General features: G+C 62.2%; 18 protein-coding genes and 1 tRNA gene. 3 read left to right on the forward strand and 16 right to left on the reverse strand.

Features of this window, described 5'->3' with window-relative positions; genetic code table 11:
• Positions 1-13: 13 nt before the first annotated feature.
• The 16 genes from AC1DIH_RS05020 to AC1DIH_RS05095 all read right to left on the reverse strand — a co-directional run bounded on the left by AC1DIH_RS05020 (position 14) and on the right by AC1DIH_RS05095 (position 18,201).
• Positions 14-109, reverse strand: a tRNA-Sec gene (locus tag AC1DIH_RS05020).
• 6 nt (positions 110-115) lie between these two features.
• A complete protein-coding gene (gene selB / locus AC1DIH_RS05025) occupies positions 116-2,035 on the reverse strand; it encodes a selenocysteine-specific translation elongation factor (RefSeq protein WP_477770837.1) in 1,920 nt (639 codons plus the stop codon).
• Positions 2,032-3,462, reverse strand: a complete 1,431-nt coding sequence (selA, locus tag AC1DIH_RS05030) for an L-seryl-tRNA(Sec) selenium transferase (protein ID WP_477770838.1) — start codon at positions 3,460-3,462, stop codon at positions 2,032-2,034. Before selA ends, selB begins: the two co-directional genes overlap by 4 nt.
• Positions 3,463-3,548: 86 nt before the next feature.
• Positions 3,549-4,475 (reverse strand): formate dehydrogenase accessory protein FdhE, encoded by a 927-nt coding sequence (gene fdhE, locus AC1DIH_RS05035; protein WP_477770839.1) that lies wholly within the window; start codon positions 4,473-4,475, stop codon positions 3,549-3,551.
• A gap of 4 nt (positions 4,476-4,479) precedes the next feature.
• A complete protein-coding gene (locus tag AC1DIH_RS05040; protein WP_477770840.1) occupies positions 4,480-5,133 on the reverse strand; it encodes a formate dehydrogenase subunit gamma in 654 nt (217 codons plus the stop codon).
• Complete coding sequence (gene fdxH / locus AC1DIH_RS05045) at positions 5,130-6,080, reverse strand: formate dehydrogenase subunit beta (RefSeq protein ID WP_477770841.1); 951 nt, start codon at positions 6,078-6,080, stop codon at positions 5,130-5,132. Before fdxH ends, AC1DIH_RS05040 begins: the two co-directional genes overlap by 4 nt.
• Entirely contained in the window at positions 6,080-9,145 is a 3,066-nt protein-coding gene (gene fdnG / locus AC1DIH_RS05050) for a formate dehydrogenase-N subunit alpha (RefSeq protein WP_477770842.1), read from the reverse strand. The genes fdxH and fdnG overlap by 1 nt, the downstream gene beginning before the upstream one ends.
• 144 nt (positions 9,146-9,289) lie before the next feature.
• A complete protein-coding gene (locus AC1DIH_RS05055) occupies positions 9,290-9,637 on the reverse strand; it encodes a carboxymuconolactone decarboxylase family protein (RefSeq protein WP_054597361.1) in 348 nt (115 codons plus the stop codon).
• Between the two features lie 41 nt (positions 9,638-9,678).
• Complete coding sequence (locus AC1DIH_RS05060; protein WP_477770843.1) at positions 9,679-11,667, reverse strand: thioredoxin domain-containing protein; 1,989 nt, start codon at positions 11,665-11,667, stop codon at positions 9,679-9,681.
• A gap of 24 nt (positions 11,668-11,691) precedes the next feature.
• Positions 11,692-12,525, reverse strand: coding sequence for a putative Fe-S cluster assembly protein SufT (sufT, locus tag AC1DIH_RS05065; protein WP_477770844.1), 834 nt, complete (start codon positions 12,523-12,525; stop codon positions 11,692-11,694).
• Positions 12,526-12,531: 6 nt separating this feature from the next.
• Positions 12,532-12,990, reverse strand: a complete 459-nt coding sequence (gene sufU / locus AC1DIH_RS05070) for a Fe-S cluster assembly sulfur transfer protein SufU (RefSeq protein WP_477770845.1) — start codon at positions 12,988-12,990, stop codon at positions 12,532-12,534.
• Positions 12,987-14,261: a SufS family cysteine desulfurase gene (locus tag AC1DIH_RS05075; RefSeq protein ID WP_477770846.1), complete on the reverse strand. Its 1,275-nt coding sequence runs from the start codon at positions 14,259-14,261 to the stop codon at positions 12,987-12,989. Before AC1DIH_RS05075 ends, sufU begins: the two co-directional genes overlap by 4 nt.
• The gene (gene sufD, locus AC1DIH_RS05080) at positions 14,258-15,568 is read right to left on the reverse strand and encodes a Fe-S cluster assembly protein SufD (protein ID WP_477770847.1); all 1,311 of its coding nucleotides are present in this window, start codon (positions 15,566-15,568) and stop codon (positions 14,258-14,260) included. The genes AC1DIH_RS05075 and sufD overlap by 4 nt, the downstream gene beginning before the upstream one ends.
• Positions 15,565-16,329: a Fe-S cluster assembly ATPase SufC gene (gene sufC, locus AC1DIH_RS05085; RefSeq protein ID WP_477765581.1), complete on the reverse strand. Its 765-nt coding sequence runs from the start codon at positions 16,327-16,329 to the stop codon at positions 15,565-15,567. The genes sufD and sufC overlap by 4 nt, the downstream gene beginning before the upstream one ends.
• A gap of 16 nt (positions 16,330-16,345) precedes the next feature.
• Complete coding sequence (gene sufB / locus AC1DIH_RS05090; RefSeq protein ID WP_477770848.1) at positions 16,346-17,794, reverse strand: Fe-S cluster assembly protein SufB; 1,449 nt, start codon at positions 17,792-17,794, stop codon at positions 16,346-16,348.
• Positions 17,795-17,883: 89 nt separating this feature from the next.
• A complete protein-coding gene (locus AC1DIH_RS05095; RefSeq protein ID WP_103314615.1) occupies positions 17,884-18,201 on the reverse strand; it encodes a Rieske (2Fe-2S) protein in 318 nt (105 codons plus the stop codon).
• Between the two features lie 339 nt (positions 18,202-18,540).
• Here AC1DIH_RS05095 and AC1DIH_RS05100 point away from each other — a divergent pair, with 339 nt between their 5' ends.
• The 3 genes from AC1DIH_RS05100 to AC1DIH_RS05110 are packed head-to-tail and all read left to right on the forward strand — an operon-like array spanning position 18,541 to position 22,492.
• On the forward strand, positions 18,541-19,914 hold the full coding sequence (locus AC1DIH_RS05100) for a glutamine synthetase family protein (RefSeq protein ID WP_477770849.1): 1,374 nt from the start codon (positions 18,541-18,543) through the stop codon (positions 19,912-19,914).
• Positions 19,915-19,936: 22 nt separating this feature from the next.
• On the forward strand, positions 19,937-21,328 hold the full coding sequence (locus AC1DIH_RS05105) for an aldehyde dehydrogenase family protein (RefSeq protein ID WP_477770850.1): 1,392 nt from the start codon (positions 19,937-19,939) through the stop codon (positions 21,326-21,328).
• 3 nt (positions 21,329-21,331) lie between these two features.
• Positions 21,332-22,492 carry an iron-containing alcohol dehydrogenase gene (locus tag AC1DIH_RS05110; protein WP_477770851.1) on the forward strand — a complete coding sequence of 387 codons (1,161 nt, stop codon included), beginning with the start codon at positions 21,332-21,334 and terminating at the stop codon, positions 22,490-22,492.
• Positions 22,493-22,535 lie beyond the last annotated feature (43 nt).

Genomic DNA, 22,535 nt, shown 5'->3' on the forward strand with positions numbered 1-22,535 from the left:
TTTTTGAAAAAAATGGCGGAAGGCAGCAGGAGTCGAACCTGCCCGGGAACGGCTGCCGTCCCCAACCGGGTTTGAAGCCCGGCCGCGCCACCGGACGCGATTACCTTCCTTGATGTCAGCTCTCGGGGCGCTGCGCCAGGGCATTGTCCGCACGGATGCAACGCTGGTCGCCAAGCCTGCGGGTCAAGCCGATCCGGTCGAAGAACTCGAGTATCTGGATGCAGCGCTTGCGGCCGATCCCTACCCTGTCGCGAAACGCCGCCACCTGAATCAACGAATGGTTGTCGACCAGTTGCATCAGCATAGCCGCCAGTTGGTGCACCGACGCGTCGAGGTAAAACAAGTCACGGACGACCTGGTGAACCAGCCCTAATCTCGCCATTTTGCGCAGCAGCAAGCGCACCGCAGCTTCGTCACGGCCAATGGCGCTGGCCAGGTTGCGCACCCAGGGTGGATCGAAGCCAGCTTGCTCGAACAATGGCCGCAATTGCTGCCACATGGCCTCGTCTTCTTCACTCAGTCGCACCTGGTGTTCGGGTAAGTGCAACCACGGCCCACTGACGGCAATGGCACCGCTGGACAGCAGTTCGTCGAGCAGGCTGATGAACGTTGGTCGGTCCAGCGACATGGCCGAAAACCGCCGCAAGCGATCCCGGTCCGGGCCCAGCTCATCCGGTTCAAGTTGATGAAAGTGCGCCAGATGCTCCAGCAACGAGACTTTCAGCGCCTCCCAGCGTTCGGTGTTGAACAATAACGGACCTTGGCGCGTGGCAATGACACGGACATCCGCCGGCAAATGCCAGGTGCTGCGCAGGCGATTGAACTGGCGCTCCAGGCGCACTGGGTCAAGCCCGGCGTCACTATTGGCCAGCAGCACTGGCAGTATTTGCTCCAGGCTTTCGCCAGTGGCCAGCGCTTGCAACTGCATCAGCCTGGCCGGACTGCGACGTTGGCGGGCCGGGGCAAACGGATCGAGCACCTGTCCGCCGCCGAGGGTCCGTCGGGCGCTCTGGTCACGCAGCACCAGACGGTCGCCATGCACCGCCTGCAACGGCGCGTTCAGCAACAACTGCGCGAACATCCGCGTCCCCGGTTCCAGGCGTGTGCCCTCCAGCAAGGCGACCCGGGCGGTGACATCCTGAGTGCCCAGATGCACGTGCACCGGGCTGAAATGTTCGAAAGCGCGTGGTTCGCTGGCCAGCAACTGCATCTCGATGTCCAGGCGCTGCGTGGGTGCGAATAGCCACTCGGCCAGCAACCAGTCACCGCGATGGATCTGTTCCAGGGCCAGGCGTTCGGCACTCAGGTTCAACGCCACCCGCTGCCCGCCCCACGCCTCGACGACCGCATGATTCTGCGCATGCAAACTCCGCACTCGTACAGGCTTGCCTGTCTGGCCCAGCAGGAGTGTGTCGCCGACCCTCACCTGCCCGGCCAGCGCTGTGCCGGTGACCACAATGCCGGCGCCAGCGACGCTGAAAGCGCGGTCGATTGCCAGACGAAATCCTCCGCTGGCGCTACGCTGCCGGACCTCATGCTGGGCGGCCAACAATGCCTGGCGCAGGGCTTCAACGCCCTCCCCGGTCAGGCTCGACACGGCGAACTGTGGCGCGCCGCAATACGGCCCCGGCGCCAGCAACGCGGCGACCTGGGCGTGTACCGACTGCACCCGTGCCGGCTCGACCCGGTCGATTTTGCTGATCACCACCAGCGCTCGTGGAATCCCCAGTAGTTCGACAATCGCCAAGTGCTCACGAGTCTGGGGCATGACCCCGTCATCGGCGGCCACCACCAGTAGCACCAGATCAATGCCCTGGGCGCCGGCGAGCATGTTGTGAATGAAGCGCTCGTGACCCGGGACGTCGATAAAACCGGTCATCTCCGCACCAGGTTCCAGCGGCGCATAAAGGAAACCCAGGTCGATGGTGATACCGCGTTCTCGTTCTTCCCGATGGCGATCGCCGGCCTGTCCCGTCAGGGCCTTGAGCAAGGCCGTTTTACCGTGGTCAACGTGTCCTGCGGTGCCGACAATCACCTTGCCTCCCCCGCTCCTTGCAGCAGGTCGAGTTGAGCGAGCCAGGCCGCTTCGTCGTCCAGTTGGCGCAGATCCAGCCACAGCGCATCGTCGTCGATGCGACCGAGCACCGGAATGGGCAAGGCTCGAAAAGCCGCTTCCAGGCCATGCAGTTGCCGCCCACGCAAGCGTTTGGACACCTGCGGACGCAGACACAACGCGGCGCTTGGCAAGCGCGCAATCGGTTGGCTACCGCTGCCGATCATGCCCAGCGCCGGCAGCGCCGCTACTGCCCAGCCGTCGCCCAATACACGCGCCAGCAGCGGACACAGGCGTTCGGCCTGAGCGAGGATATCGGCTTGCGGGCGGGTGAGCAGGCGCAGGCTGGGCAAGCGCTCGGCCAATCGATCGGGGTCGCGGTACAGACCCAGCACGGCTTCGAGGGCGGCCAGGGTCAGCTTGTCTACACGCAACGCCCGCTTGAGCGGATTCTTCTTGATCCGGGCGATCAGCTCCTTGCGACCGACGATCAATCCGGCCTGAGGACCACCGAGCAACTTGTCACCGCTGAAGGTGACGATATCGGCCCCGTCGACCAGCGCCTGGCGCACTGTCGGTTCGGCGGGCAGGCCCCAGCGGGTCAGGTCCAGCAGACTGCCGCTGCCCAGATCTTCCAGCAATGGCAGTCCGTGTCGATGGGCCAGTTGCGCCAGTTCGGCGGTCGGCACCTGGGCCGTAAAGCCCTGAATGCTGTAATTGCTCGCGTGTACGCGCATCAACAAGCCGCTGCGCGGGCCGATGGCGGCTTCGTAGTCGCGGGGATGGGTGCGGTTGGTGGTGCCGACTTCATGCAGTCTGACCCCGGCCCGCGCCATGATGTCGGGGATGCGGAATGCCCCGCCGATCTCGATCAGCTCGCCGCGGGAGATGATGCCCTCTTTGCGCGCGCCCAGGCTGTTGAGCGCGAGCAACACGGCGGCGGCATTGTTGTTGACCACCGTCACCGCCTCGGCACCGGTCAGCTCGCGTATCAGGCCTTCAATCAGATCATCACGATCACCACGCTTGCCACTTGCCAGGTCGAATTCCAGATTGAGCGGGTAGCGGGCAGCCTGTTGCACCGCCTCGATCGCTTCCTCCGGCAACAGTGCCCGACCGAGGTTGGTATGCAGTACCGTTCCGGTGAGGTTGAACACTCGCCGTACCCGACTGCGGTACTGGTTTGCCAGGCGCTCGCCGGCCCTCCCCGCCAATACCTGAGCCGTGAGTTCAATGGCGTCAAGCTGACCTAGTTGAACCGGTTCACGCACATCGTCGAGCAACTGCCGGAGGGTGGCGAGCAAGGCGTTGCGGCCATAACGTTCAGCCAGCGGCTGGCAGGCGGCGTTGCGCAACAGGCTATCGATGGAAGGTAAACGCGCGGGGACGCTGGCAAGTTTTGCGGGCATCAAGGGGGCTCCCTGAAACGGTTGGCCGTCGCGGGAGTGGAATGAAACAGGCTCCGGTCCCGGAAACCTGAGTGTAGCCGCTGTGATCAATCTCCCCCGGGCGCCAGCATCAGGTTCGGTGCCAGCCGCTGGTAGCCTTCCAGGTCCAGGCGCATGTCCAGCGTCAAGCTGGCGAGGTCCGCCGAGAGCGCTTCGGCGTCAGCGTCGTTTTCCAGGTACAGCAGTTTCAGGTAACTGTTGCAGCCGGGGCAGATTTCAGCTCGCAGTGGCGCCTGGCTGGCCGTATGCCGATCATCCTCGAAACTGACGTATTTGAGCCCCTTGCTCTGCTCGCAATAGACGCACTTGACCCGCACCACGTGCCATTCGCAGGCACACAGCGAACACACCAGGTAACGCAGCCCGTTGTATTTACCCCGTTGGTGAATCACTCCGGCCATGGCCGGCGAACCACAGGCCGGGCATTGGCCAAGGCTGGCGCACGGCTTCAGTTCACTAACCGGCATGCTGAGTAACCAGTGACTCCATGCCGCCTGCAAGGCCGCACCGAGAAATGGCACCAGCGCCGCCGGCAGCCCTGCATACTGGCCGCTGAGCAAGGCAATCGCCCAGACCTTGCGCTGCCCGACGCTGGCGGTGTTCAAGGTGGCCACGGCACTTTTCACTGCCGAACGCGGCGGTGCCTGGTAACGCCGCAGCAGGGTTTCCAGGTACGGCAGCCAGCCGTCTTCGCGTACCAGACTGTCGGCGGCCAGCGGCGGCAAGCCATGTTCCTGGCACAACAACAGACGTTCAGGGTTCGGCGCCGGGGCCAGCGGTGGCTCGTCCAACAGGCTTTGCTGGACGTGACACAAATCGGCCACCAGCCGCAGGAAATCAGCCAGCGGATGCCCATTGGCCAATCGCTCCAGGCGCATCGCACGCAAGGTGAACAGGTTGGGCGGCGGCAGGCGCAGGAACGGCGGTGTGCTCGCCGCCGCCTCGATTTGTCCGGGCTCGAGTATCGTGCTCAAGGCATCATCCTTTCTTGCTTATCTGGCTGTCAGGGTTCTCGTCGTGCGTCACCTCGCGGTACCAGAGCGCATGATGTTTCTTCGCCCAGGCACGGCTGACCCCGCCATGCAGCATTGCGCTGACCGAGCCCTTGATCCAGAGGCCGGCGTAGATGTGCACGATGATACTCAGCACCAGCACGAACGCCGCCAGGGCATGCAACAGCATCGCCAGGCGAATCGAGGTGATGCCGAAGTATTGGCTGAAATAGGCCCGCCAGATCACCACACCGCTCAGCAGCAATATCAGCATGCAGGCCAGCAAGGTCCAGAACAGCAGCTTCTGCCCGGGGTTGTACTTGCCGATGGGCGGTACGCCTTCCTCCTCATTGCGCATCACCCGGTTGACCCGTTTGAGCCACAGGCGGTCGTTGGCAATAAAGACATTGGCCCGCCAGAAGCTGATCACCAACCCCAGGAAAAACACGAACATCAGCACGCCCATGAAGGGGTGCAGGATGCGCGTCCACGGCCCGCCGCCAAACAACTCGCTGAGCCAGAACAGCGACGGGTGGAACAGTGCCAGACCCGACAGGGCCGCCATGAAAAACAGAATCGCTACCAGCCAGTGGTTGGTGCGTTGGTTGGCGTTGTAGCGCAGGATCGTTTTGTCTTTCATGGTCGCCTGTCCTCCTGCGATCCTGGCGTGTTCGGGTCATAGACATGCACTGTCGGGTCGACTTCATGCACGCTGGAATCCTTGCCAGGTGGATGCTCGTCTTCCTCGACGCGCTGCGGGCCGATACGCACATAATGGAAGAATCCCGCCAGCACCGCGGCGCCCATGGCCAGCAACGCCAGTGGTTTGCTCATGCCTTTCCACAGCCCGACCAATGGACTGATGACGGGCTGGTTCGGCAAGCCGGCGTACAGCGATGGCTGGTCGGCGTGATGCAGGACGTACATCACATGCGTGCCACCGACGCCGGCGGGATCGTACAGGCCGGCGTTGTCGAAGCCCCGTGACTTGAGGTCGACGATGCGCTCGGCGGCGTGTTCTTTCATGTCCTCCTTGCTGCCGAACACGATGGCCCCGGTCGGGCAGGTCTTGACGCACGCCGGTTCCAGCCCGACCGCCACCCGGTCCGAACACAGCGTGCACTTGTAAGCCTTGTGGTCTTTGCGTGAAATGCGCGGAATGTTGAAGGGGCAGCCGGTGATGCAATAACCGCAGCCGATGCAATGGTCCTGATCGAAGTCGACGATGCCATTGGCGTGCTTGATGATCGCCCCCGGACTCGGACACGCCGCGAGGCAGCCAGGTTCAGCGCAGTGCATGCAGCCGTCCTTGCGGATCAGCCATTCGAGGTTGCCGGCATCGGTTTCGTGCTCGGTGAAGCGCATCAGGGTCCAGGTTTCGGCGCTGAGGTCCTGCGGGTTGTCATAGGTTCCATGGTTGTGGCCGACCTCGTCGCGCAATTCATTCCATTCCGAACAGGCGACCTGGCAGGCCTTGCAACCGATGCACTTGGTGGTATCGATGAGTTTGGCGACTTCTTCCTGTTGACGTACCGAAGGCGGCAAGGTGGTGGTGGCCGAACGGGCAATGATGTCTTGGTTGGCCATCAGATTTTCTCCACATTGACCAGGAACGACTTGGATTCCGGGGTCTGTGTATTGCCGTCACCGAGGAACGGCACCAGGGTGTTTGTCAGGTAGCCATGCCGGGTTGCCCCGGTGAACCCCCAGTGCAACGGAATGCCGATATGGTGCACGGTCTGGTTGTTGACCTGCAGCGGACGAATCCGCTTGGTCACCACCGCCACCGCCTCGATATGCCCGCGCTTGGAGCTGACCCTTACCCGATCGCCTGGGGCAATCCCCTTTTCCTTGGCCAGGGCTTCACCAATCTCGACGAACTGCTCGGGCTGGGTGATGGCATTGATCGGGCAATGCTTGGTCCAGAAGTGGAAGTGCTCGGTGAGCCGGTAGCTCGTGGCGGCATAGGGGAAATCCTTCGCCGTCCCGAGCGAGTCCCAGACCGAATCGAAGATGCGCCCGGCCGGGTTGCTGGTCGCCTTCTTGTTGGTGGGATGCAGCGGGTTGATGCCGATAGGCGTTTCGAACGGTTCGTAATGTTCCGGGAAGGGACCTTCGTTCATCTTGTCGAGGGCGAAGAAACGCGCCACCCCTTCGGGGTTCATGATGAACGGGTTCATACCCGCTTCCGGCGGAACGTCGGCCTTGTAGTCAGGCACATCGGTGCCGCCCCAGGTCTTGCCGTTCCACCACACCAGGCGTTTTTTCGGATCCCAGGGTTGGCCTTTCGGGTCGGCCGAGGCGCGGTTGTAGAGAATGCGCCGGTTCATCGGCCAGGCCCAGGCCCATCCCAGATTCTGCTTCATCCCGAAAGGGTCGCTGTTGTCGCGGCGGGCCATCTGGTTGCCCTGCTCGGTCCAGCTACCGCAGAAGATCCAGCAGCCCGACGCCGTGCTGCCGTCGTCCTTGAGCTGGCCAAAACTGGATAGCTGCTGCCCGGCCTTGAGCGTCACTCCCGTAGCGTCGGTGACATCGGCAACCGCGTAGCCGTTGAACTCCTTGGCAAGCTCTTCCGGTGTCGGATCGTCAGGCACCTTGTAGGGCCAGCTGAGCTTGAGAATCGGCTCGGCGAAAGTCCCGCCGTTGGCCTGGTAGCGCTGACGCAAACGGATGAACAGCTCGCTCATGATCTTGATGTCGGTGCGTGCTTGTCCCGGGCCATTGGCGCCCTTCCAATGCCATTGCAGCCAACGGCCGCTGTTGACCAGCGAGCCGTCTTCTTCAGCGAAGCAGGTGGTGGGCAGGCGGATGACTTCAGTCTGTATTCCGGCCGTTTCGACATCGTTGTAAGGCCCGACATTACGCCAGAATTCCGAGGTCTCAGTGGCGAGCGGGTCCATCACCACCAGCCACTTGAGTTTGGCCAGCGCGGCCATCACCCGGTTCTTGTCGGGCAAGGCAGCGATAGGATTGAAGCCCTGGCAGACGTAGCCGTTGACCTGCCCGCTGGACATCATGTCGAACACTTTGAGGATGTCGTAACCGGGGATATCGAGCTTCGGCAGCCAGTCGTAGCCCCAGTGGTTGTCGGCGGTGGCATTGGCGCCGTACCAGGCCTTCATCAGGCTGACGTGGAACTTGCCGTAGTTCTGCCAGTAGGACAATTGCCCGGGCCGCAACGGTTTGAGCGCACGCTTGGCAATGTACGCGTCGTAGTCCTGTTCGGCATCGCCCGGCAAGGTCAGGTAGCCGGGCAGCAGGTTCGACAGCAACCCAAGGTCGGTCAGGCCCTGGATGTTGGAGTGCCCGCGCAGGGCATTGACGCCCCCACCCGGCATGCCGACGTTGCCCAACAGCAACTGCACCATGGCTGCGCTGCGAATCATCTGCGATCCGGTGGAATGCTGGGTCCAGCCCAGCGCATAGAGAATCGTCATGGTCTTGCCCGGTTGCGAGCAGGTGGCGATCTCTTCCCAGATCTTTTGCAGGGCATCTTGCGGCATGCCGCAGATCTGGCTGGTCAGCTCCAGGGTGTAGCGGCTGTAATGCTGCTTCATCAGTTGGTAGACGCAACGCGGGTGCATCAGGGACGGGTCGACTTTGGCGAAACCGTCCTCGCCGATTTCATAGCCCCAGCTCGACTTGTCGCTGTAGGTACGCTTGGTCGCGTCGTAGCCGGTAAACAGCCCGTCCTCGAATCCATAGCTGTCCTTGACGATGAACGCCACGTCCGTATAGGCGTGCACGTACTCGTGCTGGATCTTGTTTTCAGTAAGCAAATAGTTGATCAGACCGCCCATGAAGGCGATGTCGGTGCCGGTGCGGATCGGTGCGTAATAGTCGGCCACCGAGGCGGTACGGGTGAAGCGCGGGTCGACCACGATCAATCGCGCCTGGTTGTGCGCTTTCGCTTCGGTCACCCATTTAAAGCCACAGGGGTGGGCTTCAGCGGCATTGCCGCCCATGACCAGGACCAGATTCGCGTTGGCGATATCGGTCCAGTGGTTGGTCATCGCACCTCGGCCATACGTTGGGGCAAGACTTGCCACCGTAGGGCCATGTCAGACACGTGCCTGGTTATCGAACCCCAGCATGCCCAGACTGCGAACGACCTTGTGGGTCATGTAACCGGCTTCGTTGGAGGACGCCGAGGCGGCGAGAAAACCCGTCGTCAGCCAACGGTTGACCGTTTGGCCCTTGGCATTCTTCTCGATGAAGTTGGCATCACGGTCGGCCTTCATCAGGTCGGCGATGCGATCCAGCGCTTCATCCCACGACACCCGCGTCCACTCCTTGCTGCCCGGCTTGCGCACCTGCGGATATTGCAGCCGGCTGGGGCTATGGACGAAGTCCAGCAGGCCTGCGCCTTTAGGGCACAGCGTGCCGCGATTGACCGGGTGGTCGGCATCCCCTTCGATGTGGATGATGCTCTGATTGACGTTCTTGGCCGCATCGCCCTGGCTGTACATGATCAAGCCGCAACCCACCGAACAGTAGGGGCAGGTATTGCGGGTTTCATGGGTATGGGCCAGCTTGAAGTGGCGGACTTGCTCGGCGAAGGCTGGCGCGGGTGCCATACCCAGCGCGGCCAGGCTGGAGCCTCCAAGGCCGATAGCGGCGACCTTGAAGAACTGACGACGGTTGAGGTCCATCGTGCGCTCCTGATCAGGTGGAGTTACCCGGAACGTGCCCGGGAAATCTTGGACGAACACGGTGACTTAACGACGGCCGCCGACACTTGAAACTATAGTCAAGATTGCACCGGATGTAGCGAAACCCGGTCATCGGCGGTGTACTCAGAGCTCCGGCGCGTCATTGCCTCTTTTCCCGATCACATCATCCACCCAGCTCATCGCCGCAATGACCGTCGGGAAGCCGATCGTGCTGGTCAAGGCGATCAGTGCGTGATGGATCTCCTCAGTCGTCGCCCCGGCTGCCAGTGCCCGTCGGGTATGACTGTGCACGGCGCCTTCCGAGCGGATGGCCGCCGCGGCACCGAGCTGAATCAGTTGGACGGTTTTCTCTTCCAGCGGCCCGGCATGATGCACCGCTGTACCCAGGGCCTCCAAGGCACTGAAGTAATCAGGATATAGATGCTTGAGACGTTGGTACGTGTACGGGTTGTGGCTGTTCTTGTTGTCCATCGTTGTCTCCTCGTGTGACGGTTCGATTCAGTTCTGGTCCTTCACTTCAGACAGCGCTCTACAAGCTCTTCGGCGCTGGTGACCGGTGGCTCGCAGGTGCGGTTTCGGCAGACATAGGCGCTGGTTTGTCCCGCGAGCGCATGCCGGCCCCCGCCGATGGGCACATCCTCGGCAAAGGCCAGGACGCGTGCCGGCAGGTAGCGGCGCTGCAACTTCGCGACCAAGGCGCTGGCGGCGGAACGCTCGCCGGCAATGACGATGCTGATCGGGCCACGTTGCATCCAGTCCTGTGCCGCCAGCAGATGGGCGAAACCGAAGGGATTCTGCGCGGCTGCGGCGCGGTACATCGCCAAGACCTGCTCGGCGCGTTCGCGGTAAAGCTCGCGGTCGGTCAGCTCGAAGAGCCGCAGAAAAGCCAACACGCAGGACGAAGTTCCTGACGGCCAGGCACTGTCGTGCGGTGCCCGAGGCCTGTGCACCAGCGGCTCGCCATCGCTGGGGGTGAAGTAAAGTCCGTCCTCCCAGAACTTGTCGAGGACCACCTCAACCAGTTGTGTGGCGCGTTCGACATAACGATTATCGAAGTCGCACTCGTAGAGATCGATCAAGGCGTTGGCGAGGAAGGCGTAGTCTTCAAGGAAGCCTGGAACCTTCGCCGTGCCCTCCCGCCAGGCCCGGTACAGGCTACCTTCGGGCGTCGAGAGTCGGTCCAGAATGAAATCGGCGGCGCGCCTCGCGGCGTCCAGATACGTTGTGGTTCCGGTCGCCTGATAAGCCGCGCAGAGACCCTGGATCATTAACGCGTTCCAGCTGGTGAGGATGTTCTCGTCGCGCCCCGGACGAATACGCTGGGCACGCGCCAGCAATAACCTGTCGCGCAGGCCCTTGAGCTCTAGTTCCTGCACCGCGTCCAGTGCGACTGCGCGGTGCAGCACCGTGCTGCCATGCTCGAAGTTACCGTTGGCGGTGACGCCGTAAGCCCGGCAGGCCAGCCCGGCATCCGGCTCGCCGAGCGCGGCCTGCACTTGAGCGAGTGTCCACACGTAGAACTTGCCCTCTTCGCCCTCGCTGTCAGCGTCTTCACTGGCGTAGAAACCGCCGTCAGGGTGAGTCATGTCACGCAGGATGTAGTCGATGGTTTCCTCGAACACGCGCCGCCAGGCAGGCTTGCCGGTCTCGCGATAGGCGTCGGCATAGAGCTTCACGAGCTGGCCGTTGTCGTAGAGCATCTTTTCAAAATGAGGGACGGCCCAGCGTTCATCCACACAGTAACGAGCAAAACCGCCGCCGAGGTGATCGTAGAGCCCGCCGGCGGCCATATGATCAAGGGTCAGCTCCACCGAATGCAGCAGATCCGGTTCGTGCAGACGCTGATAGACGCGCAGGACCAGATCATGGCAGGCCGGGTTGGGAAATTTCGGAGCGTTGCCCAGGCCGCCGTTCACCGGGTCGGTGTTTCGGGCAAACAATCGGGCAGCGGCAGCCGGCTGGTCAGGCTCCAGCGGTGTATCGCCCTCCAGCATTGACGCCTCCAGCGTGCGGTAACCTTGAAGGAACTGCTTGACGTTCTGTTGCAGCGCCGCGCGGTTGTTCTGCCAGGCATCGCTCAGACCGAGCAGCAGTTGAGCGAAGCCTGGCCGACCATAACCGTCGTCTGGCGGAAAGTAGGTGCCGCCGAAGAACGGCTCGCGCTCGGCAGTCAGGAACACCGTTAACGGCCAGCCGCCGCCCTGCCCCATCATTTGCACGACTTGTTGATAGATGTCGTCGAGGTCAGGCCGTTCCTGGCGGTCGACTTTGATATTGATGAAGCGCTCGTTCATCAGGCGCGCGGTCTCGGGGTTCTCGAACGACTCGTGGGCCATCACATGACACCAGTGGCAGGCGGCATAACCCAGCGACAAGTGGATGGGCTTGTCCTCGTCGCGCGCGCGGCGGAACGCTTCCTCGCCCCACGGATACCAATCGACGGGGTTCTCTGCATGCTGGCGCAGATAGGGCGAAGTCTCTTTGGCGAGTCGATTGCTCATGGCTGGCTCCTCACGCCGGGTTCCTCAGAACAGCCCCAACTGCAAGCGCGCTGCCTCGGACATGCGGCTTTGATCCCATGGCGGGTCCCAGACGATCTCGACCTCGACCTCGCTGACTCCAGGGATACTCTGGACCTTGGTATACGCCTCCTCTTTGAGTACGTCGCCCATTCCGCAACCGGGCGCGGTCATGGACATCTTGATCTCGACTCGCTGGCCGCCGTCGGCAAGCAAACGGGTTTCACATTGGTAAATGAGCCCGAGATCGACCACGTTGACCGGGATCTCCGGGTCGTAGACGGTGCGCAGCATGTCGAGCACCTGCTGGATGTCGAACCCGCCACTGCTCGCCTGAGGCTGCTCCTGCTGCTGAGCATCCCGCCCCAACGCATCGGCGTCAGCGGCGGCGATCCGTGCCAGCCGGCCCCTGGAGATTTGCACCGTGAAGCTGCCACCGAGCGCCTGGGTCACCACTACCTGCTCGCCACGACCCAGTTGCAGTCGCTCCCCGCCCGGAATCAGGGTCACTGCGCAGTCGCGCGTGAGCTCGATCGGTTGCAGGTAGCCCGGTTTATTCGGGTTATCGAAATGGAAGCCGGCGCCATGCAGGTCATACTCGAAATCGACGGACAAGCCATCCGCGCGCTCTGCGCTCGCGGGATCGAGCAACAGCTTGATGCCGTCTGCCTCGACCGTGATGTCACCTTCGGCAGCGCGCTCAAAGAAAAACTCATGCGCGAAATGCTCGTCGATCCTGAGCCGCACGCCGCGCACATGGCCGTCCGCCAGGGCATCGAGCAAGACTTTGCGTGCCGGTTCGCGCAGGTGAATACGCGGGATTGGTAATGTGGCTGCCATGGCTGATTACTCCGTCGTGACCTGCGAGGCGCCACCTTCGAGTGCGCTACGCAGCGTGTGCCAGGCCAGAGTGGCGCACTTGACCCGCACCGGAAACTCCCAAACGCCTGAAAGCACCGCGAGTTTCCCGAGCTCTGCGGGTGTCACCCGGGCGTTTGGCCCTTCGGTGAGCAACGTATGCACCCGGGCAAAAAGTGCCTGCGCCTCCTCCGGTTTTTTGCCCTTCACCGCCAGCGTCATCAGGGATGCCGAGGCCTGGGAGATGGCACAGCCAACCCCCTGAAAGCTGATGTCCTCGATCACCCCATTTGCAAGCTTGATATAAATCTTCAGTTGATCGCCGCACAACGGATTAAAACCCTCCGCCGTACAGGTCGCGTCCGCAAGCGGGTGAAAGTTACGCGGCCGCTTGCCGTGGTCGATGATCACGTCCTGGTAGAGGTCGCGCAGTTCGTCGCTACTCATCGGAACACCTCCTGAACCTTGGCCAGCCCCGCCACCAGCGCATCGATATCCTGCTCGGTGCTGTAGCAGCCGAGCGAAGCGCGAGCCGTGGCGGGCACGCCGAAACGGTTCATCAAGGGTTGTGCGCAGTGGTGCCCGGTGCGAATCGCGATCCCTTCGCGGTCAAGGATAGTGCCGATATCGTGCGGGTGGATGCCGTCGAGGACAAACGAGAGAACGCCGACCTTCTCCGCTGCCGTACCGATCAGCCGCAGGCCGGGCACCGTTGCCAACGCCTTGGTGGCGTAGGCCTGCACGGCCTGCTCGTGAGCCGCAATCGCCTCCGGTCCCAGCTCAGCGAGAAAGTCGATCGCCGCACCAAGGCCGATAGCGCCGGCCATGTTCGGCGTTCCTGCTTCAAACTTGTACGGCGGTTTGTTGTAGACGGTCTTCTCGAAGCTGACCGAGAGAATCATGTCGCCGCCGCCCTGATACGGCGGCATGCTTTCGAGCAGCTCGTGACGGCCGTAGAGCACGCCGATGCCGGTGGGGCCGTACATCTTGTGGCCTGACAGCGCATAAAAGTCACAGCCCAGTGCTCGGACGTCGACCTTCAGGTGCGGAGCTGCCTGGGCGCCGTCGACCAGCACGCGTACGCCCCGCGCATGGGCGAGTTCGACAATGCGCCGGATCGGGTTGATGGTGCCGAGCACATTGGAGACATGAGTGACGGCCAGCAGCCGGGTCCTGGGCCCGATCAACCGTTCCAGCTCATCGAGCAGCAGTTCGCCGGCGTCGTTGATCGGTGCCACGCGCAGCCGCGCGCCAGTCTGCTCGCAGAGCATCTGCCAAGGCACGATATTCGAATGGTGTTCCATGGCCGTGATCAGCACCTCGTCGCCTGCGCGGAGCTGAGTCTTGCCATATGTTTGCGCCACGAGATTGACCGCTTCAGTCGTGCCGCGGACGAAGACGATCTCTTCGACGGACTCGGCATTGAGGAAGCCCTGGACCTTGGCCCGAGCCTTTTCATACTCCTCGGTGGCGCGCACCGAAAGATAATGCACACCGCGGTGCACATTGGCGTTTTCCTTTGAAAAGAAGTGCGACATGGCGTCGATGACCGCCTGCGGCTTCTGGCTGGTCGCGGCACTGTCGAGGTAAATCAGCGGCTTGCCGTAGATCGTCTCCGCGAGGATCGGGAACGCCTGGCGCACACGTTCGACGTCGTAGCCTGGCGTAAGGTGGAGCGGTTTCGATAGCCCCTGAAGGCGGTTTTCGAGGTCGCTCATGCCGACACCTCCCGCCCACGCAATTGCGCGGTGACCAGTCGTTGTACATGTTCGCGCAACGGCTCCAGCTCAATGAGCTCGAGCATCTCGCTGACAAACGCAAAGGTCAGCAGTGACCGCGCTGCCGCCAGCGGAATCCCCCGTGAGCGCAGGTAGAAAATAGCCTGCTCATCCAGTTGGCCGACGGCGGCACCGTGAGCGCACTTGACGTCATCGGCGAAGATCTCCAGCCGAGGCTGAGAGTTGACCTGGGCCGACGTCGACAACAGCAGATTCTTGTTGGTCTGGCTGGCATCGGTCTTCATCGCTCCCGGACGCACGATGATCCGTCCGTCAAAGATTCCATGCCCATGATCATCGATCACGCCTTTATAGCGTTCGCGGCTGGTGCAACGCGGGGCCCGATGCTCGATGGTGGTCTGGTTGTCCAGGTGCTGCTGGCCTCGCGGCAGGTACAGACCGTTCAGGGCGACTTCGGCGCCTGGACCTTCGAGTACAACGCGCAGTTCCTGCCGTGCCAGTTTCGAACCCAGTGCCAGGGAATGCGCTGTGAAGTGACTGCCCTGAGCCTGGCGCACGCTGAGCAGCGCGACATGGAAGGCCGCCGTGCTCTCGTTCTGCAGCGTGTAGTGTTCAAGCGTAGCGTCGGCGTCGAGCAGCACCTCGCTGACTGCGTTACTCAGGTAGACCTCGCCCTCGCTGCCGACGTGGCTTTCCACCAGAGTTGCCCGGCTCCCTGGCCCCATCTGCACCAGGACACGCGGATGGGTCACCCGTGGCGTGGCGTCTGACGTCGAGAGAAACACCAGATGGATCGGGACGTCGAGCGTCGTGTGGGCGGGAATCTGCACCAACGCCCCGTCCTCGGCGAACGCCGCATTCAGCGCGGTAAAGGCTTGTGGTTGTGAGCGAAACGCATGGGCGAACAGGTTTTCGAGCGCCCCGTTGTCGGCGTTCAGCAGCGGTGCAAATGCGCACACCTTTACGCCCTGCGGTAGTCCTTCAAGCGCCGACAGCTCCGCTGCGAAATAGCCGTTGACGAAAACCAGCCGCACGCCACCGTAGTTGCCGGCGAGTCGTTCGATGTCGACGGCGGACAGGTCCTGACTCGCGATCGTTTCGACCGGCTGGAAAGGAATCTCCAGGATCGGCGCGACTCGCGTGTGCTTCCAGGCCTCGTCCTTGACCGTCGGAAAGCCTTGCTCGGTCACCCACTGGAACGCATCGCGGCGTAACGCTTGCAGCCAGGCCGGACGCCGGGCGTCAACGCTGGGGTTGAGCTGCGAGAGCAACGCCGCGCTGTTCATGGCCTGGCTCCGGGCGCTGCAGAATCCTGCTCATAACTCGCATAGCCGTGTTTCTCCAGCTCGACAGCCAGCTCCTTGCCACCGGACTGGACGATCCGCCCGTTGGCCATGACGTGCACGTGATCCGGGACGATGTAGTCGAGCAGGCGTTGATAGTGGGTGATCACCAGCAGCGCGCGATCCTTGCTGCGCAGCGCATTGACGCCGGCTGCGACTGTTCGCAGCGCATCGATGTCGAGGCCCGAGTCGGTCTCGTCGAGGATCGCCAGCCGGGGTTCGAGAATCGCCATCTGGAAAATCTCGTTGCGCTTCTTCTCGCCGCCCGAAAAATCGACGTTGAGCGAGCGGTTCATGAAGCTCTGGTCCATCTCGACCAGCGCCATGCGCTCCTTGGCGAGCTCGAGGAAATCCAGCGCATCGAGCTCTTCAAGCCCGCGCTGCTTGCGCACGGCGTTGAGGGCCGTGCGCAGGAAGTAGAGGTTGCCGACGCCGGGAATTTCCACCGGGTACTGAAACGCCAGGAAAATCCCGGCGACCGCCCGTGCCTCCGGCGGCATGGCGAGCAGGTCCTGGCCGTCATACAGCACCTGGCCGCTGACCTCGTAAGTCTCAAGGCCCGCGAGGACCTGGGCCAGCGTGCTCTTGCCGGAGCCGTTCGGTCCCATGATCGCGTGCACCTCGCCCGCTTCCACCCGCAGCGTGATGCCCCGCAGGATTTCACGGCCGTCGACGCTGGCGTGCAGATCATTGATCTCGAGCATGCTCCCACCCCGGGCCTTAGCCCACGCAGCCCTCCAGGCTCACACCCAGCAGTTTCTGGGCTTCCACCGCGAACTCCATCGGCAGCTCCTTGAGCACTTCGCGGCAGAAGCCGTTGACGATCATCGGCACCGCGTCCTCTGCGCTGATACCGCGCTGCCGGCAGTAAAACAGCTGCTCGTCGCTGATCTTCGACGTGGAAGCTTCATGCTCGACCTGAGCACTGGGGTTCTTCACGTCGATATAAGGGAACGTGTGCGCGCCACACTCGCTGCCCAGTAGCAGCGAATCGCACTGCGTGTGGTTGCGGGCACCGGTCGCGGCTTTCTGGATTTTCACCAGGCCGCGGTAGGTGTTCTGCCCATGGCCGGCGGAGATTCCCTTGGACAGAATCGTGCTGCGGGTGTGCCGGCCGATGTGGATCATCTTGGTGCCGGTGTCTGCCTGTTGGTGATTGGCCGTCAGGGCGACTGAATAGAACTCGCCGACCGAATAGTCGCCCTGGAGAATCACTCCCGGGTATTTCCAGGTGATCGCGGAGCCGGTTTCGACCTGGGTCCAGGAAATCTTCGAGTGCGCGCCTGCACATTTGCCGCGCTTGGTGACGAAATTGAAGATGCCGCCGCGTCCTTCGGCATCGCCGGGGTACCAGTTCTGCACCGTGGCGTACTTGATCTGGGCGTTATCCAGCGCAACCAGTTCGACCACCGCCGCGTGCAGTTGGTTATTGTCGCGCATCGGCGCGGTGCAGCCCTCGAGGTAGCTCACATAGGCGCCCTCTTCTGCAACGATCAACGTGCGTTCGAACTGTCCGGTGTCCGCGGCGTTAATGCGGAAATAGGTCGAGAGCTCCATCGGGCAGCGCACACCCTTGGGCACGTAGCAGAAAGAACCGTCGGAAAACACCGCCGAGTTCAGTGTGGCGAAGAAGTTGTCGCTGTAGGGCACCACCGAACCGAGGTACTTGCGCACCAGTTCCGGATGGTTTTGCACGGCTTCGGAGAACGAGCAGAAGATCACCCCGACTTCGGCGAGTTTGTGCTTGAAGGTGGTCGCGACCGAGACCGAGTCGACCACCGCATCCACCGCTACGCCGGTCAGGCGTTCCTGTTCGGCGAGCGAGATACCGAGCTTGCCGAACATCTCGCGCAGCTCGGGATCAACCTCGTCAAGACTGGCGGGCCCCGGCGTTTTCGGTTTGGGCGCCGAGTAATAGATGATGTCCTGGTAGTCGATGGGCGCGTAATGGACGTTCTGCCAGGTGGGCTCGCGCATCGTCAGCCAGTGGCGATAGGCCTTCAGGCGCCAGTCGAGCAGCCACTGCGGCTCGTTCTTCTTGGTCGAGATCAGGAGGATGAGGTCTTCGTTGAGGCCGCGCGGGGCCGCATCGCTCTCAAAATCAGAGACAAAGCCGTACTTGTAGGCCCGGTTGCTGAGTTCGCGGATCCTCGCATTGTCAGTGCTCATCGCGGATGCCTCCTGCTGTTGGCAGGATGATGTGATCGTTTAACTATACTCCTTCCCTATTCCTTGCGACCCGAGCGCATCCCTGGCGTTCAAACATCCGACGATTGCCGTAACAGGATGTCGTTACCGTCCACCCGGACCTCGAACTGTTCGACCTGATAAGCCGGTTCTGTGAGGCATTCGCCGCTGGTCACGTCGAACTCGTAGGCGTGGACCGGGCAAATCACCACGGTGTCGCACAGGATTCCGTCCCCCAGCGAGCCGTCTTCGTGCGGGCAGGTGTTGTGGATGGCGAAGTACTGGCCATCGACATTGAACAACGCGACGGGCGTGCCCCCGAGGTTGACGGTTATGCCGTTACCCGGTTCGACATCCCCCACGCAGGCGACCTTGACGAACTCACTCATGACGCCACTCCAGGAGGTATAAGAAATTCCGGGTTTAACGCATACGCGTAGCAGCTGCCGAAGGCTGCGTTCGGCCGCGAAGCGGTCGTAAATCCTGCCTCCTCGGTCGATCTGGACGTCCGCATCGCGTGATTTCACGACCGCTGCGCGGCCGAACGCAGCCTTCGGCAGCTGCTACAGATTGCGTATTGACTTAACTGACTGACATTTCTTGATAGTTATTTTAGCTTCTGGATCTGCTGCTGATTCGTCGGGTTTCGTCCGCCAAGACTTGTTTACAGCAGCAGTAGGCTACGCTTTCAGCAACTCATTGCTCATATTTCACGCAGGACTGACGTGATGACCGAGCCCCTTCTCAGCTTCGAAGAACTGAAACTCGCCGCTAGCGCAGGTGATATCGATACCGTGCTGGTCTGCATGGTCGATATGCAGGGGCGACTGGTCGGCAAGCGATTCCAGGTCGAGTTTTTCATCGACAGCGGCCATGAAGAAACCCACTGCTGCAATTACCTGCTGGCCGACGACATCGACATGGAGCCGGTGCCAGGTTACGCCGCCGCCAGCTGGAGCAAAGGCTATGGCGATTTTGTACTGAAACCCGACATGGCCACCTTGCGTCGCGTGCCGTGGCTCGAATGCACGGCGCTGGTGCTCTGCGACGTGCTCGACCATCACCATCGGCGGGACTTGCCCCATAGCCCTCGGGCAATCCTGAAGAAGCAGATCGAGCGACTGCGCGAGCGCGGCTACAGCGGCATGTTTGCTTCTGAGCTGGAGTTCTATCTGTTCGACGAGAGTTACGAGGCCATCCACGAGCGCAACTACCACAAGCCGAAAACCGCCGGCCACTACATCGAGGATTACAACATCCTCCAGACCACCCGCGAGGAGCCGGTGCTGCGGGCGATTCGCAAGCATCTGCAGGCATCCGGCATTCCCGTGGAAAACTCCAAGGGTGAATGGGGCCCGGGGCAGGAAGAAATCAACGTCCGTTATGCCGATGCCCTGACCATGGCCGACCAGCACGTGATCATCAAGCACGCCTGCAAAGAGATCGCGCAATTGCAGGGCAAAGCGATCACGTTCATGGCCAAGTGGCGCTATGACGCCGCCGGGTCCAGTAGCCATATCCACAACTCGTTGTGGGACAAGAATGGCAAAAAACCGCTGTTTTTCGACCCCAAGGCCGAGTTCGGCATGTCGACGCTGATGCGCGCCTGGGTGGCCGGGCAGCTCAAGTACGCCAACGACATCACCTGTTTTCTTGCGCCTTACATCAATTCGTACAAGCGCTTCCAGGCCGGTACTTTCGCGCCGACCCGGGCGATCTGGAGTCGGGACAACCGCACCGCAGGCTTTCGTTTGTGCGCCGAAGGCAGCAAATCCATCCGTATCGAATGCCGCATCGGCGGCGCCGACCTCAACCCTTATCTGGCCTTCGCCGCGTTGATCGCCGCAGGCCTGGCCGGTATCGATGAGCAGCTCAGCCTGGCGCCACCCTTTGAAGGCGATGCCTACCTCGACGAACACTTGCCGGAAGTCTCGAAGACCCTGCGCGAAGCCTGCGCCGCGCTCAAGGCCTCGAACATGTTGCGCGAGGCGTTCGGTGACGAAGTGGTCGACCACTACGTGCACACCGCCGAATGGGAGCAGAAAGAGTACGACCGACGGATAACCGACTGGGAACTGCAGCGCGGTTTTGAGCGCTATTGAGCAATCGATTATTGAGGCAGCCATGACGACGATGATTCAACTCATCTCCCCGGTCGATGGCCGGGTCTACGCCGAACGCCACTGCGCCGATGCGACGCAGATCGAGCAAGCTCTGACAGCGGCCGCAGCCGCCCAGGCGTTATGGAAGAGCCGACCACTGAGCGAGCGCGCCGCATTTTGCAGCGCCGCCGTGGACGCGATGCTGGCCATGAAAGACGAAATTGTCCCGGAACTGGCCTGGCAAATGGGCCGCCCGGTACGCTTCGGTGCCGGCGAGCTGCGCGGTTTCGAAGAGCGTGCGCGGCATATGATCGCCATCGCACCTGAAGCCTTGGCAGCGGTCGAACCTGCACCTGTCGCGGGGTTTCGACGCCAGATCAAACGCGAGCCGCTGGGCACGGTGCTGGTTATCGCGCCTTGGAACTACCCTTACCTGACGGCGGTGAATACGATTATTCCGGCACTGATGGCCGGCAACAGCGTCATCCTCAAACACGCCTCGCAAACGCTGCTGGTCGGCGAACGTTTCGCCGAAGCCTTTCGCCGCGCCAATCTGCCTGAAGGGCTGTTCCAGAACCTGCTGCTCAATCACACCTATACCGCGGCGATCATTGCCTCGGGACGGGTGCAGCAAGTGAATTTCACCGGTTCGGTCGAGGCTGGCAAAACCATCGAAATCGCCGCCGCCGGGCTCTTCCTCGGCTTGGGGCTGGAGCTCGGCGGCAAAGACCCGGCCTATGTCCGGGCAGACGTCAACCTTGAGCACGCCGTGGAAAACCTGGTGGACGGCAGCTTCTTCAACTCCGGGCAAAGCTGTTGCGCCGTCGAACGCATTTATGTCGATCAAACAATTTACCCGGCGTTTGTCGAGCGCTTTGCCGCCCTGACCCGCCAATATGTGTTGGGCAACCCGCTGGACGAAGCCACCACTCTCGGCCCGCTGGTCAATCCGGGGGCTGCCGAGTTCGTGCGCGGGCAGATCGCCGAAGCGCTGGCAAAAGGTGCAAAAGCACTGATCGATCCAAAGGCCTTTCCAGCGGACCTGCCCGGCAGCGCCTACCTCGCGCCGCAGGTGTTAGTCGATGTCAGCCATCAAATGTCGGTGATGCGCGAGGAAAGCTTTGGTCCGGTGGTCGGCATCATGCCGGTTGCCAGCGACGACGAAGCCATCGCCTTGATGAATGACAGTGAGTTCGGGCTCAGCGCTTCCATCTGGACCACCGACCTTGCCGCCGCCGAACGCATCGGCAACGAGATCGCCACCGGCAGCGTATTCATGAACCGCTGCGATTACCTGGACCCGGCCCTTGCCTGGACCGGAGTGAAAAACAGCGGGCGCGGCGTCACGCTGTCGCGCATCGGTTACGAACACCTGACCCGAGCCAAATCCTTCCATCTGCGCCATGAGATCTGAGCCATGAGCCTGACTGCGAACTGGAACTACCCCACGAGCATCCACTTCGGTATTGGCCGTATCGCCGAACTGGCCGACACCTGCCGCAGCCAAGGTATCCAGCGACCGTTGCTGGTCACCGACAGTGGCCTGGCACGCGCACCGATCACCACCGCGGCGCTGGAGTCCCTGCGCGCCGCCGGCCTCGGCGTGGAGCTGTTTTGCGACCTCAAGCCGAATCCGGTCGAGGCCAACCTGGCGGGAGGGCTCGACGCCTGGCGCGCCGGCAAGCACGACGGCGTGGTCGCCTTCGGTGGCGGCAGCGGTCTGGATATGGGCAAGCTGATCGCCTTCATGAGTGGCCAGACCCGGCCGGTGTGGGATTTCGAAGACATAGGCGATTACTGGACCCGCGCCGACGAAAGCAGCATCGCCCCGATCATTGCGGTGCCGACCACGGCGGGTACGGGCTCCGAGGTCGGCCGTGCAGCGGTGATCATTGATGAGAGTACGCACACCAAACGGATCATCTTCCACCCGAAAATGATGCCGCGGGTGGTCATCAGCGACCCGGCGCTCACCGTCGGCATGCCGGCCAAGGTCACCGCCGGCACCGGCATGGATGCCTTTGCGCATTGCCTGGAGTCGTACTGCGCTCCCGGTTTCCACCCCATGGCCGAAGGGATTGCGGTAGAAGGCATGCGCCTGGTGGCCAACGCCCTGGTGCGGGCAGTACGCACCCCCTCTGATCTAGAGGCGCGCGCGGAAATGCTCGCGGCGGCGGCGATGGGCGCCACCGCCTTCCAGAAAGGCCTGGGCGGGATGCACGCGCTCGCGCATCCGGTGGGCGCCCTGTACGACACCCATCACGGCATGACCAACGCCACGTTCATGCCCTATGTGTTGAAGTTCAATCGCCCGGCCATCGAGGAACGCATCACCCGCCTGGCCGCTTACTTGCGACTGCCCTCGCCTGGCTTCGACAGCTTTCTGGCGTTCGTCCTCAAGTTGCGCAAGGACATCGGCGTGCCGCACACGCTGTTTGAGCTGGGAGTGGATGATCGGCAGGCTGACCTGATCGCCGACATGGCGATTGTCGATCCGTGCGCTGGCGGCAACCCGCTGCCCTTGACCCGCAATGGCGCGGCAGAGATTTTCGATGCGGCGTATCACGGCCGGCTCTAGAGTGCGGAACCTGTGGGAGCAAGCCCGCTCCCACATGGATTTC

This window comes from Pseudomonas sp. 05N36 (genome assembly GCF_056397385.1).

Coding starts and splice junctions, on each gene's coding strand:
- sufD (WP_477770847.1), bottom strand. CDS start 15,568: ATGAACAGCGCGGCGTTGCTCTCGCAGCTCAACCCCAGCGTTGACGCC.
- sufB (WP_477770848.1), bottom strand. CDS start 17,794: ATGAGCACTGACAATGCGAGGATCCGCGAACTCAGCAACCGGGCCTAC.
- AC1DIH_RS05075 (WP_477770846.1), bottom strand. CDS start 14,261: ATGAGCGACCTCGAAAACCGCCTTCAGGGGCTATCGAAACCGCTCCAC.
- AC1DIH_RS05110 (WP_477770851.1), top strand. CDS start 21,332: ATGAGCCTGACTGCGAACTGGAACTACCCCACGAGCATCCACTTCGGT.
- AC1DIH_RS05055 (WP_054597361.1), bottom strand. CDS start 9,637: ATGGACAACAAGAACAGCCACAACCCGTACACGTACCAACGTCTCAAG.
- AC1DIH_RS05095 (WP_103314615.1), bottom strand. CDS start 18,201: ATGAGTGAGTTCGTCAAGGTCGCCTGCGTGGGGGATGTCGAACCGGGT.
- selA (WP_477770838.1), bottom strand. CDS start 3,462: ATGCCCGCAAAACTTGCCAGCGTCCCCGCGCGTTTACCTTCCATCGAT.
- sufU (WP_477770845.1), bottom strand. CDS start 12,990: ATGAGTAGCGACGAACTGCGCGACCTCTACCAGGACGTGATCATCGAC.
- fdxH (WP_477770841.1), bottom strand. CDS start 6,080: ATGGCCAACCAAGACATCATTGCCCGTTCGGCCACCACCACCTTGCCG.
- AC1DIH_RS05060 (WP_477770843.1), bottom strand. CDS start 11,667: ATGAGCAATCGACTCGCCAAAGAGACTTCGCCCTATCTGCGCCAGCAT.
- AC1DIH_RS05105 (WP_477770850.1), top strand. CDS start 19,937: ATGACGACGATGATTCAACTCATCTCCCCGGTCGATGGCCGGGTCTAC.
- sufT (WP_477770844.1), bottom strand. CDS start 12,525: ATGGCAGCCACATTACCAATCCCGCGTATTCACCTGCGCGAACCGGCA.
- AC1DIH_RS05040 (WP_477770840.1), bottom strand. CDS start 5,133: ATGAAAGACAAAACGATCCTGCGCTACAACGCCAACCAACGCACCAAC.
- AC1DIH_RS05100 (WP_477770849.1), top strand. CDS start 18,541: ATGACCGAGCCCCTTCTCAGCTTCGAAGAACTGAAACTCGCCGCTAGC.
- sufC (WP_477765581.1), bottom strand. CDS start 16,329: ATGCTCGAGATCAATGATCTGCACGCCAGCGTCGACGGCCGTGAAATC.